The following is a 12555-nucleotide window of genomic DNA, read 5'->3' as shown; positions in this document are numbered from 1 at the left end:
CTTACCTCTATTATACGACTTTACACAAAGAAAAGCCCTTAGAAACTTCACTTCCAAGGACTTTGTCTTCAATCTGAGAGCGAGATTTTATCTCGCTCTTTTTGTTAAAAAAAATTTATATAATTGTTTGAAAATACAAACTAATAATAGTATAATAAAATAAATATTTTTTTGAAAAGGAAGTAAATATGAAAAAAATTGTAGTAGTCATATCAATTATGATATTTGCGATACTAGGTGTTGGTTTAGGTTATTACTTTTTATCTTATGTACCTTATAAAACTGCTGTCAGTAATTTTGAAAAAGCTTCGGTATCTCTAAAAGAAAAAAATAAGGATATTGAAGACTTAGTATCTGAGGCCGAAACGGTAGTTGAAAAAGGCGAAGAAGCATTAGAATCAAATACTTTAGATGACTTAAAGAATTCTGTAGAAAAAACTCAAAAATCAATAAGAAAAGTACCAGAAATGGAGAAAAAAACAAAAGATATTGAAAATCAAATTAATGAAATGAATCAACCAATAAGTTATGAAGAAAATCAAAATGAATTAAAGAATAAACTTGAAAAATACAAAAATAGCGTCACTCAATTAAAACAAATTACGAATCCATCTAGTACATTTATTGAGGAAAGACTTAAAGAAGTTGATACAATTACTGGAGTACAATCTGTGACAGAAAGTAATGATCCTAATAAGCATCTAAATAAACAAGGTGGTTATACGGCGTCTGTTTATTTTGTAGATAATCAAGTAACTCCTCCGGTGGAGGGTTCTGATATTATTCAAAAAGGAAATGATGCAGGCGGAAATATAGAGGTATATAAAACAAAAGAGGAAGCAGAACAGCGTAATAAATATATTAGTACATATGATGGAACCTCTCTTCAACCTGGTTCTCATTATGTATATGGTACAGTTCTGATTCGTACCTCTTCACGACTAACAGCAAGCCAGCAAGAAGAATTAACTAAGAAAATATATCAGAAATTTATAGAAATAAAATAATCAAAAGAATTAAATTTTTAAAATATGATTTAAGCTTTTCTATTTTTACATTAACTTTTATTCAAGAGCGAGATTCTATTTCGCTCTTTTTGTTTAAAACAAAGTATAAATTTCTAATTATCTTTTTATATTTTCTTAAATGCTCGTAAAGCCTTATTCTATGTGCTTTCGAGTATTTTTACTGTAGGAAGATACTTCACGTTTCTTTGCATATTTCCTCATGTCTTAGCTGTCAGAAGTGGTAAATAAGTAGTAAATTCATTTGTACTACTAAGCAACAAGACGCTCCTGTTGCTTCTCTTTATTCAAGCGTTTCATTTCTGCCATTGCAGAATCGAATGTTGCATGTGCGTAATAGTTCAGCGTCATGGCTATATTAGCATGTCCCATAATGTACTGTAATGCCTTTGGATTCATTCCTGCATTTGCATAGTTGGTACAGAATGTATGTCGCAAACTATGTGGAGTGATGTGTGGCAATTTATCCTCGTTATACTTATTGTATTTCTTAACAAGACCTTTCATCATGCCGTTGTAATCACTTGCCACTTTTGGATAGTTCTTTCTATTAAGAAAGAGGAAATCACTATATCCATCAATCTCAACACGCTTATCATTCTTTCGATTCGCTAACACTCGCTTAAATGCTTGATAGGCTTCTTCAACCATAGGAACTTGACGTTCGCCACTTTTGGTCTTTGGTGTTTCAATGTAGTACCCAATTTCAGTATCTCTCAATAGCTGATGGTCTATATTGACAAGACGATTCTCAAAATCTAAATCTGGAAGTGTCAAACCACCAAACTCTGAAATACGAAGACCTGTTTTTAAGAGTATCAGAATTTCATCATAATTTTTGCTGTAGGTTTTATCAGCTTTTGCAAAGGCTAACAGTTTTTCTTCCTGTTCTTCTGTTAGTACGGTCTTAGGGACAGTATCATCATCAAGAACTGCTTTCAGTTGAAAGTCAAATGGATTCTTCCGAACACAATCATCTTGTATAGCAATATAGAATGAAGCCTTTAAAGAACGTTTGTAGTTATTGATGGTTTGATAAGCATAACCATTTTCACTCATTCTAATAGCCCATTCTTTAGCGTCTGATGGCTTAATACTGTCAATACTTCTTACACCTAACTTGTCTTTCTTCAAAATATCCATAAGATATTTGCGTCCAGTTTCAGTGTTTTTTCTAACCTTTGGTCTTTGAGCGTTCTGTTTTGCGTAAAGCTGGCAGAGTGTCATTTTCTTTCCTACAACATCAATACCATCATGAATGTCTTTCTGTAACTCTGCGATTTTCTCTCTAAGTGAGATACAATCACGCTTTCCTGCTGGTACTCGGTCTGTAGCCACAAGTTTCCACGAGTAAACAAATTGCGGTTCTCCAAATGAATCTATATATTTGTATAAGTATCTTCCGTCTTTTCGTTGGCTCTCTCCAGTCTTTAAGATTCGACCTTTATTGTCACGTCTTTTTTCTGACATGGCATTTGCTCCTTTCCTTTATGGAAAGAGCCTTGATACGACTTAATACTATTTTATCATATACAAGACCCTTTGGCGACGCTAGATTGCGTCCAATGTATCTATAATTTTTTCAAATTGTTTTCGTTTAATCTGAATACGATTGCCATTCATAATCAGCCAATTTGCATTTTTATTTTCCTCTGCCAAGCGTCGTAGCTTGTTTTCGCCAATACGAAAATATTTTGACGCTTCTTCAATGGTTAGGGTATAACGTTCCCAAATAGGAATGTCAGTCTGCTTCATAAAATCCTCCTTTCCAAATCACTTATTTGGATTTCATAAAAGTTGTTTTACCAGCAATCGAACAGCTTTAGCAAAGCTCACGGGAGTTCCACCCCTGCATGGTTCTCATGTAGCCATACTCATTGCCTGCGACGGTTTTATCACGCTCGGACTATTGACTGTATGGGAGTATCATTATCACGATAAGAATGTCGTTGCAGGCAATCCTGCTAAAGATTGCTTCTCGGATCACTAACATGAATCGCTCGCTATCTTTATAAGATAGGTCATGGCGGTTAGTTCCGTTGGCTCTTTTCTTATCGAAACGTATTCGATTACTTTTATTCAGTTTTCAAAGAACAATGGCTCGTTAGCCTATCAAAACACATTGAAAGCTCAATATGCTTTGGTGGAATAACAAACCTCCCTGTTCGGGAAGCGTGGAATGGTTTAGCACGCTTCCACGAAAGGAGAGAGGATATTACTTAATTTCAAATGACAAAATCTTTGTAATCAGTCTGGTTTCCATTCTTCCACGTAAGACTTCATCAACGACCATACTTTGATTGCCATATTCATCTTTCATAAGTCGTAGGGAACGCTTCGTTATGTACCCTCTGTAATGATGTAGAATCTGGTTAATCGCTTCGGTATCGCCATCTGTTGCCTTTACAATGAGAGGAAAGGGAATCATAGGATATTGTGTTTTCATTCTTCAAATTCCTCCATAAACTTTTTAATTAAGGCTAGTCCACTGGTTCTATGCCGATAGACAGTAGAACGGTTCAATTTCAACAGGTCTGCAATTTCTGAATCGCTCATGTCCATAAAGTAAAACAGCAGTAGAATTTCACGTTTCTTGTCTGGCAACTCACGTAATGCTTCACTCAACAAATCATTTTCAACGCCTACTGATAACCCATTGAGTGTAAAAATCTGAAAGTCAGTTGAATAGTTATCTGTTGTCGCAAACTGGCTAACAAGATAATCGCCAACATCCGAAAAGGACACCTCACGCTTTGCAATCCTTGAAAGATAAAGCATATAATTCTTTCGCTCGTCTTCCATAGCACGTTTACAGATATAGTCAAACTGATTTTCTATTGTGGTCTGAAAAGAAGATGGTTTCATGTTTCTCACCCCCTTTCTGTCTAGGAAAGGAAGTGAGCCTTGCTCGTTTATCTCCTTTCACTCTTAGTCCCAATGTGAAAGGGGGATTTGTTGCATTACTGATAAATAAACTTTGTAAAAAAGTTCTGAATAGCCAAAAAAGCATATAAACAGATTTATTTCTCTGTTTACATGCTTCTGTTATTCTATCTATATGATTTATAAAACCACATTGGTGGACGTACTTATCTATTGCAGATAGACGACTTTTTTTGACAAGAACCCAATGTAAGGAAATTTATTGTATATGATGTACTTCATGGCGACGTTGACCTCCAACAAACCGCCATTTGGAAGTAATATACAATATTTTAACAGCGTAAATAGCACTACCATATAACGGTTTTTTTTATTGGCGTTTAGTAGTGCTTTTTATTAAATATAAACCTATAAACCATATAACACGTTTTTCTATACCTGTTTTTAATTCAGTAGGAACAATAAAATGTATAGAGGTGGTCTACTATGCGTAAAAAAGAAGATAAATATGATTTTAGAGCCTTTGGTTTAGCCATTAAAGAAGCTCGATTGAAACGAGGTTTAACTCGTGAACAAGTGGGAGCATTGATTGAAATTGACCCACGGTACTTAACTAATATTGAAAATAAAGGGCAACACCCCAGCATACAAGTTCTTTATGACCTTGTATCGTTACTTCATGTTTCCGTTGATGAATTTTTCTTACCTGGGGTCCCGAGCGCTTAGTGGGAATTTGTATCGATAAGGGGTACAAATTCCCACTAAACCAATGTTTCAAGGCCTATTTATTTTTTATATTCAATTCTCTTAAGTGTTTAGGAATAGATAACAAGTCAAATTTATACTCTCCAAGAAAAGTGATATGCTCCCAATTAATAGGAGATACATGCTTCATATACTTAGTTACTTCGGGATCTATTTTGACGAGATAATTATAAGCTGCTTGTAAGTAGACGGCGTTCCATATACTTATTGCATTTATTAACACATTAAGCGCACTAGCACTTTGAAGTTGTCGGCGAATATCGCGCTCCATAAATTTTCCGCGTCGCCCAAAAAATAGTTCTCTAGCTAAAGCATTAATCGCTTCTGTCTTATTTAGTCCATGAGTGATCCTTCGCCGTAGCTCACTATCTGTAATATAATCTATCATAAAAATGCTCTTTTCAATGCGACCTAGTTCTCTCAGTGCAAGAGCTACTCTATTCTTACGTGCGTATGAGCCTAGCTTTCCTAATAGTAAAGAACTAGATACTTTTCCTGTTTGAATCGAATAGGCGATTCGTTTAATTTCATCATAGTTTTCTTCAATAATTTTTACATTGATTTTTCCGCTTATATCTTCTGATAAGTTAGGGTAGTAGGAAGGTGATTTGATAGAAAATAATTGTGATTTTTTTATATTTCTGATGCGAGGTTCAAAATCAAAGCCTAGTAATGCGGTCATTCCAAACACCTGATCAGAATACCCATTTGTATCAGTAAAATGTTCCTCAATATCTAGATCTGTTTCATGATAAAGTAGGCCATCAAGGGTATGAGTAGCTTCCCTTGTATTAGTTGAAGCAACCTCGATATGATGAGTCGTATGCCTATCATTTATTGATCGAATCATTGTAGCTCCTTTTTCCATACTTTTGTAATGTGGATTAACATCGGATTTTAGAGCTGAGACGCCCACTGGGACGCGCATTCCGTCTGAAGCAGTGGTTTTTCCTTCACCCCAAAAGTCTGCAACAGGAAGCTTTAACTGATAATTAACCAAAACAGATTGAGCACGAGTCAGAGCTTCTTTATAAAAGCGCCATTGTTTGGCATTGGCTAACTGAGAATAAGAAATTCCAGGAGTTGATTGGGCCATTTTTTCAAGACCAATATTCATCCCTAAACCCAGCAAAGCAGCAAAAATAATTTTTCTTTCTTGTTCACTCGGCGGTTTCCCTGTAGAATCATGACTAAATTCTTGTGAAAAGTTGGTCCAACTGTCCACCTCAATTAAAAGATCACTAAGCCTTATCTTAGGAATTATTGAATAAAGTTTTTTTCTATATATTTCTGCTTCGCTAGGTGTAACTTTTTCCAACTTTTTAAGGTTTGCTCTTGAAATTCTCTTATCAACTGTCGAATAAAATTGAAGCTGTAAATCTAAAATTATTTCCCGATCCTTTAAATAGTCCTCAAACGTGTCTGGAATAGTTTCTGAATCAATACAAGCAGATAAATCAACTAAGTAATCATCAATATTTCGATGGATCATACTTCCTTCAACTGAAATATCTCCTGATCGAATATTGTTCTTTAGCTCGGTGAAAGCTACTAACTCATAGTAAGACCGATCTATTTTCCCCTCTTCTGGCCGAACAAGGCTTTTCCATTTTTTACTCACAAAATCAGTAGAAGTATCTGCCGGTATTTTTCTTTTACCACTATTGTGTAAATCAGTTAGTTGAGTTAGGGCCATGAGGACTGGATTTGCTGCCGGAGTTGCTTTGAACGAAAGGGTCCTCAATAACATTGGCGTGTATCTTCGGAGGTAATTAGCTTTATTTCGAACCATTTCTAAATAGCCATGATTTTTATTACCTGTAATTTTTTTAGCTTCTTCTCCATCTTGTACTAAATCTTCCCAAGGCATGATTCGTTCAATTTCGTCAAAAGGATTACTATCATTATCTTTTGCAAAGTGAAGAGCATCAATTAAAGAAGCATAATGTTCCAATTTTTTAGTAGCCAATTTTCCTTTTTCTTTTAACTGTTCTTGTGAATCACGTGTCCCTTTGCGTTTAATACTTGCTAAAATGCGGTCATTAATCTCAATCAGTTGATCGATCAGATATTGATGATGATTGACTAAAAAAGCAATAAGTAAAGAGTATCTTTTTTCAAGCTCAAAACGGGAGAAGTCATATGCATCATAATTTTCCCCTAGTCTAGCTAGCTGAAGAAACCTGTTCCGATTAATATGGGAGACATTAATTGTCCCGAGTCCCATGGAAGCAATCACTTCCACTTTTTTACAAATACTCATAAAGCTTTCTGGATTTGCCTTACCTGGAATGTCTTTTAGCCAAGCGAGTTTAGTTATTTTCGTCTCTTCATAAATTTGAAACAAACTCTCTAGTTTTTCAATTTGTATATCTGTTAATGAACAGAGTAATATTGAAAATAAGTTGTTTTCTGCTTTATCTCGACAGCGGCTTATAATGTCTTCAAGTGTAGCTATAGATGGAAAAATAATTCTTTTTCGAGTTAAGAAATCAATTGTTTTTTTCATTAGATAGATAGAGTCATCATTTTCTAAAGCTAGTTCAATTAAATATTCTATTAACTGTTTTTGTGTATTAGCACTACCGAATCGATGATAGTTGAATACTTCTAAGATCTCGTTGAAGTGATTTGCACGTGTATTTCTATGATCATATGAATTTAAATCAATTGCATCAAGATGGAGCTGTCGACTCACATAAGAAGTTAGTCTGGTTGATTTAATCGGCCAATTACTTAAAGAACACCCAGGATACCGGGCCAAACAAAGTTGTATCGCAAATCCTAGTTTATTGACCTTTCCACGGTGTTGATTAATAACCTCCAGATCATAATCAGAAAAACTAAAATACGCTTTAAAATCCTCTTCTGATAAGTGGTCTACAGAAAGAAGTTGTTCACGCTGTGAAGTAGTTAAAATTCTTTTCATAGCCATATCTTAAGCATTCCTTTTATTGAGGTAACGGTAAAAGGTTGTTTTGCTTAATTTAGAGGCATCAAGAATTTGACGAATAGAATACTCTTTGCTGTCATACATTTTTAAAGCTAAATCAATTGATAGCTTACCTTTACTTGGACGGCCCCCTTTTTTTCCTCGGACTCTGGCTGCCTTAAGACCAGAGTTAGTTCGTTCAATAATAATATCCCGTTCCAGTTCTGCTAAACTAGCCATAACTCGGAAAAAGAATCTTCCCATAGACGTTGAAGTATCTACGTTATCTTGAATAGATATAAAATTGACACTAAGTTCTTCAAATAATTCAGAAAGTTCAATCAAATGTTTAGTTGATCGTGAAATTCGATCTAACTTGTAAATGACAACAGAATCTCCTTCACGTAGTAGGTTGATCATTTCTTCTAATTGCGGTCGGTCTTTTTTCGCACCAGTTACTTTTTCTTGAAATAATTTATCAATTCCATAATGAGTAAGTGCATCAATTTGTAAACTAAGATTTTGATCATCCGTACTCACTCGAGCATAGCCAAAAATCATAAAAAAACCTCCTTAATTTTATAATTTAAATGTACCATAACTCATTAAGTATAACTATATAGGAACTATGAAAAAGGAACGGATTTTGGTACTTGATTTACTTAAAAAACATTTAGAAAAAGCAGGAAAATGAAAAGGTACCATAAACGGTCGTTTATGGTACCATTCAAATTTATCCTTATTGTACAAAATAACAGCGAAATTTTTAAATCTATTCCTTATCGATACAAATTCCCCGTAGGCGCTAGGGACCTCTTTAGCTCCTTGGAAGCTGTCAGTAGTATACCTAATAATTTATCTACATTCCCTTTAGTAACGTGTAACTTTCCAAATTTACAAAAGCGACTCATAGAATTATTTCCTCCCGTTAAATAATAGATAACTATTAAAAATAGACAATACTTGCTCATAAGTAACGGTACTTAAATTGTTTACTTTGGCGTGTTTCATTGCTTGATGAAACTGATTTTTAGTAAACAGTTGACGATATTCTCGATTGACCCATTTTGAAACAAAGTACGTATATAGCTTCCAATATTTATCTGGAACATCTGTGGTATGGCGGGTAAGTTTTATTAAGACACTGTTTACTTTTGGTTTAGGATGAAAGCATTCCGCTGGCAGCTTAAGCAATTGCTGAATCGAGACTTGAGTGTGCAAGAGCAACCCTAGTGTTCGGTGAATATCCAAGGTACGCTTGTAGAATCCTTCTTCAACAATCAGATAGATGTCAGACGCACGGCTTTCAAAAACCACTTTTTTAATAATTTGTGTGCTTAAATGGTAAGGAATATTCCCAACAATTTTATACCTCTGTTTGTTAGGGAATTGAAACTGTAGAATATCTTGGTGAATTAAAGTGACACGAGTATTCAGTTTTAATTTTTCTGACGATAAGTTGAATAGATGACTGTCTAATTCAATAGACGTTACCTGTTTACTTATTTTAGCCAGTTTCGTCGTTAAATGCCCTTTACCTGTTCCAATTTCGTAAACGGTATCGGTTTCTTTTAAATTCAATTGTTTTATTATTTGGTTGAGTACTTTTTCACTCGTTAAAAAGTTTTGAGAATATTTTATATTTTTTTTCATGTAATCACTCCTGAAGTGATTACATCTATAAACAAATACAGAAGTTAAACGATTTGTTTGTAATTTTAGTTATCTGTTTAAAAAGTCATAAGATTAGTCACTGGTAGGAATTAATCTAACGTATTTATTTATCTGTGTAATCACTGTTTTTAGTCTGTTTCAAAACAGTAGATGTTTTATCTACATTACGCATTTGGAATACCAACATGACGAATCCCTCCTTCTTAATTACAAATTTTTAGCATCTAATTTAACTTCAATTCCTATTATACAAAATTTTAAGATAATGCACAATCAACACACTCTTAAGTTTGCTTCTAAGTCTTATTTCCATAACTTTAGGGTTAACCATACGCAAGACCAATCACTCTCGGACAATACTCATGATTTTAATGATAAAATCCATGTTAAACCCATAGATAAGAAATACACCTGCAATAACCGTTACCTGTTTGTGCCAATTTAAAAATGCACCACTTTTTTATAATTAAAACGGTTGAAAACTGTACCACTAATAACTCACAATAGAGAGATGTCACCGTCAAGTTAAATGTACAAAATAACAGCGAAATTTTTAAATCTATTTCTTATCGATACAAATTCCTCGTAGGCGCTCGGGACCCCTACCTGCTAATAACTTGGTAAAAAGCACCCGACGATTACAGATAGAGAAATACATGGATAGCTTTACAGACAAAGAACTATCCTTAATGGAATCTTTAGCCAGCGGTATCAACGAAGCAAGAAACATCGAAGACTAATTAAAAGAATCCATACATAACGGAAAGAGCCGATAAAATGAGATTGTATTAATCTCATTTTATCGGCTCTGCGTCTTTGCGTCTGGCTCTGTAATCACAGTTACTTTGAACTGCTTTATTTCAATTAAATTTTCTTGTCTGCATTTCGGACAATAGAGGGGGAATTTTTTTAATTCAGTATCTTCCCTTATCTTTAATCGTGTTTTATTTCCACATACAGGACACAATATCCACTTGTAGTTTATAATAACTATCTCCTCCTTTACACTTTAATTCAAATCTTTATTAAAGAATATTTCATCTTATTTAACAAGAAACCATATTTATATAACAACATAAAATACACTAAGTTATTTTATTGAACATATATCGTACTTTATCTATCCGACTATTTGGACGACGGGGCTGGCAAACAGGTTCACCGGTAGTAACATGGTACCCTTTTAACTCTGTTAAACAAACACTACGTCCATTTGTAAAGAAAGTTAAATCACTACGATATTCTTGAATACACCGAGCAGGGATTTCTCCACTAAGAATGACCTCATTATTTTTCAATTGAGTGTCTACGATGTTCGCACAATATTTAGGAGCATCGTTGTATGCTCGTGAAAGATATTCCTTTGGCGCATAAATTTTAAAACTAAGATATGGCTCTAACAATTCTGTTCCAGCTTTTTTTAAGACTTGTTCCAATACAATAGGAGCAAGCATCCGAAAATCTGCTGGGGTACTAACAGGGCTATAGTATAAGCCATACTTAAAACAGATTTTACAGTCCGTCACATTCCAACCATACAATCCTTGTTCACAGCCATAGCGTATCCCCTCCATAACTGCATTTTGAAACGATTGATTTAAGTATCCAAGAGAAACCGAGCTCTCATACTGTACTCCGCTCCCTAATGGAAGCTGTGCTACAGATAGACCAATGGAAGCCCAGAAAGGATTCGGTGGAACTTCGATGTGAATGGTATACTCTGCTTTTTTTAACGGTCTTTCCATATAAATGACTGTAGGCTCTTTTATTTCTATCTCCACATGATACTTTTCTTGCAGCAGAGCACAAGTCACTTCCATTTGTACTTTCCCTAAGAAAGAAAGTATGATTTCATGTGTCGCAGAATCCACATAATATCGCAGAAGCGGGTCACTGTCGGAGATTTCTAAAAGTGCATCAAGTAACATTTCCCTTTGTTGAGGTTTGCTCGGTTCAACAGTCGTTTGCAGCAGAGGGAGGGGATTTTCAATTCTCTCTCTCTGTGGCAATAGCTTTGTATCTCCAAGAACACTATTTAACTTCAAAAACTCATTCTGCAAAATAACAATTTCCCCGGAATAAGCCTTATCGATTTTACATAATTCACCATTTATTGAAGTATACATTTCTGTAATTTTTATTTTTTCCTTTTCCGATATTCTAACCGAATCTCGCAAATGCAGTACGCCACTATAAAGACGTATATATGCAAGACGCTGTCTTTTTTCCGAATACTCAATTTTGAAAACTTTTCCGCAAAGTTCAGACTGACCTCGATGTGTTGATGAATAAAATTTATTCGTAATCACTTCTATAAGGTTATCAATCCCTATATTGTTTTTTGCACTTCCGTGATAAACAGGGAACAGGGAACAATTATGAAATCTTATGCTTTCCTCTTGTTCGAGTTCCAATGCTTCTAATGATTTACCGGACATATATTTCTCTAAAAGGTCATCGTTTCCCTCTATTACCGTATCCCATTGTTCAGATTCGGTAAAGTTCGTCACACACATATTAGGATACAGTTCTACCTTCTGTTTGATTACAATTTCGGCAGAAAGTTTCTCTTTAATATCCTGATAAACCGTTGATAAATCAATTCCATTTTGGTCAATCTTATTGATAAAAAAGATTGTGGGAATCCCCATTTTCCTAAGTGCATGAAATAATATACGAGTTTGTGCTTGTACGCCATCTTTTGCAGAAATCAGTAGAATTGCCCCATCTAAAACTGATAATGAACGATATACTTCTGCTAAGAAATCCATATGTCCTGGCGTGTCTATGATGTTCACCTTCGTATTTTCCCACTGAAAAGAGGTTATTCCTGTCTGAATTGTAATTCCTCTCTGACGTTCTAAAAGCGTATTATCCGTCCTCGTTGTACCTTTGTCCACGCTTCCTAATTCTGTAATCGCTCCACTGTTATATAATAAGCTTTCTGTTAAGGTAGTTTTTCCTGCATCAACATGAGCTAAAACTCCAATATTAATAATTTTCATGTGATTTTCCTCCATTCAAAAACCCAAAAGGGCATAAAAATCCCAGTGATAAATACTTTTATCACTGGGATTTTTATGCATAACCATAGGTATACAAAGCATACAGATATTCTCTGGATACTTTAGAATCACATGATAAAGGTATTCTTAAACTGGGTACAAAAAACTAAGCCCTCCTAAAAAAGGACATCTAATTATTTGTTCCCGCTATCAAATTGACAGTTTATTTAAGAATACCTTGCCGCATATTTATTAACTCCTTTTAAATAGT

Annotated in this window: 13 protein-coding genes and 3 pseudogenes; 4 read left to right on the top strand and 12 right to left on the bottom strand. The window is 34.6% G+C overall.

The window, feature by feature from the left end:
- Positions 1-188: 188 nt before the first annotated feature.
- Positions 189-1007, top strand: a complete 819-nt coding sequence (locus M1R56_RS07855) for an EbhA (RefSeq protein WP_248035507.1) — start codon at positions 189-191, stop codon at positions 1005-1007.
- Between the two features lie 270 nt (positions 1008-1277).
- Here M1R56_RS07855 and M1R56_RS07850 read toward each other — a convergent pair whose 3' ends face one another.
- Positions 1278-2495: a tyrosine-type recombinase/integrase gene (locus M1R56_RS07850; RefSeq protein ID WP_001291561.1), complete on the bottom strand. Its 1218-nt coding sequence runs from the start codon at positions 2493-2495 to the stop codon at positions 1278-1280.
- Between the two features lie 81 nt (positions 2496-2576).
- Positions 2577-2780, bottom strand: coding sequence for an excisionase (locus M1R56_RS07845; protein ID WP_000814511.1), 204 nt, complete (start codon positions 2778-2780; stop codon positions 2577-2579).
- On the opposite strand from M1R56_RS07845, the gene M1R56_RS07840 reads away from it, so the two are divergent.
- Positions 2764-3015: a hypothetical protein gene (locus tag M1R56_RS07840; RefSeq protein ID WP_001845478.1), complete on the top strand. Its 252-nt coding sequence runs from the start codon at positions 2764-2766 to the stop codon at positions 3013-3015. The two genes, M1R56_RS07845 and M1R56_RS07840, sit on opposite strands and share 17 nt — an antisense overlap.
- A 225-nt stretch (positions 3016-3240) precedes the next feature.
- Here M1R56_RS07840 and M1R56_RS07835 read toward each other — a convergent pair whose 3' ends face one another.
- Complete coding sequence (locus tag M1R56_RS07835; protein ID WP_000857133.1) at positions 3241-3471, bottom strand: helix-turn-helix domain-containing protein; 231 nt, start codon at positions 3469-3471, stop codon at positions 3241-3243.
- Positions 3468-3890, bottom strand: coding sequence for a sigma-70 family RNA polymerase sigma factor (locus M1R56_RS07830; protein ID WP_000804885.1), 423 nt, complete (start codon positions 3888-3890; stop codon positions 3468-3470). The genes M1R56_RS07835 and M1R56_RS07830 overlap by 4 nt, the downstream gene beginning before the upstream one ends.
- A gap of 504 nt (positions 3891-4394) precedes the next feature.
- On the opposite strand from M1R56_RS07830, the pseudogene M1R56_RS07825 reads away from it, so the two are divergent.
- Positions 4395-4616 (top strand): annotated as a pseudogene (locus M1R56_RS07825) (helix-turn-helix transcriptional regulator); the annotation flags it as partial.
- A 73-nt stretch (positions 4617-4689) separates the two neighbouring features.
- Here M1R56_RS07825 and M1R56_RS07820 read toward each other — a convergent pair.
- From M1R56_RS07820 to M1R56_RS10065, 5 genes and pseudogenes are all read right to left on the bottom strand, one after another.
- Complete coding sequence (locus M1R56_RS07820; protein WP_001240982.1) at positions 4690-7608, bottom strand: Tn3 family transposase; 2919 nt, start codon at positions 7606-7608, stop codon at positions 4690-4692.
- Between the two features lie 3 nt (positions 7609-7611).
- A complete protein-coding gene (locus tag M1R56_RS07815; protein WP_000576156.1) occupies positions 7612-8166 on the bottom strand; it encodes a recombinase family protein in 555 nt (184 codons plus the stop codon).
- A gap of 354 nt (positions 8167-8520) precedes the next feature.
- The gene (gene erm(B) / locus M1R56_RS07810) at positions 8521-9258 is read right to left on the bottom strand and encodes a 23S rRNA (adenine(2058)-N(6))-methyltransferase Erm(B) (protein WP_216730757.1); all 738 of its coding nucleotides are present in this window, start codon (positions 9256-9258) and stop codon (positions 8521-8523) included.
- A 124-nt stretch (positions 9259-9382) separates the two neighbouring features.
- A complete protein-coding gene (locus M1R56_RS07805; RefSeq protein ID WP_001865637.1) occupies positions 9383-9466 on the bottom strand; it encodes a 23S rRNA methyltransferase attenuation leader peptide in 84 nt (27 codons plus the stop codon).
- A gap of 48 nt (positions 9467-9514) precedes the next feature.
- Positions 9515-9598, bottom strand: a pseudogene (locus M1R56_RS10065) (MLS leader peptide); the annotation flags it as partial.
- Between the two features lie 283 nt (positions 9599-9881).
- On the opposite strand from M1R56_RS10065, the pseudogene M1R56_RS07800 reads away from it, so the two are divergent.
- A pseudogene (locus tag M1R56_RS07800) lies at positions 9882-10019 on the top strand (XRE family transcriptional regulator); the annotation flags it as partial.
- A gap of 59 nt (positions 10020-10078) precedes the next feature.
- On the opposite strand, the gene M1R56_RS07795 reads toward M1R56_RS07800, so the two are convergent.
- The 3 genes from M1R56_RS07795 to M1R56_RS07785 form a co-directional block, all read right to left on the bottom strand.
- A complete protein-coding gene (locus M1R56_RS07795) occupies positions 10079-10246 on the bottom strand; it encodes a cysteine-rich KTR domain-containing protein (protein WP_000336323.1) in 168 nt (55 codons plus the stop codon).
- A gap of 118 nt (positions 10247-10364) precedes the next feature.
- Complete coding sequence (gene tet(M) / locus M1R56_RS07790; protein WP_248035505.1) at positions 10365-12284, bottom strand: tetracycline resistance ribosomal protection protein Tet(M); 1920 nt, start codon at positions 12282-12284, stop codon at positions 10365-10367.
- A 15-nt stretch (positions 12285-12299) separates the two neighbouring features.
- Positions 12300-12416 carry a tetracycline resistance determinant leader peptide gene (locus tag M1R56_RS07785; RefSeq protein WP_001791010.1) on the bottom strand — a complete coding sequence of 39 codons (117 nt, stop codon included), beginning with the start codon at positions 12414-12416 and terminating at the stop codon, positions 12300-12302.
- Between the last annotated feature and the right edge of the window lie 139 nt (positions 12417-12555).

It is taken from the genome of Streptococcus sp. oral taxon 431 (genome assembly GCF_023115445.1).
In the GTDB taxonomy this organism is placed as follows: Bacteria; Bacillota; Bacilli; order Lactobacillales; family Streptococcaceae; genus Streptococcus.
Note: the sequence above shows the minus strand (reverse complement) of the source record. Positions and strands in the feature narration are given on the sequence as shown.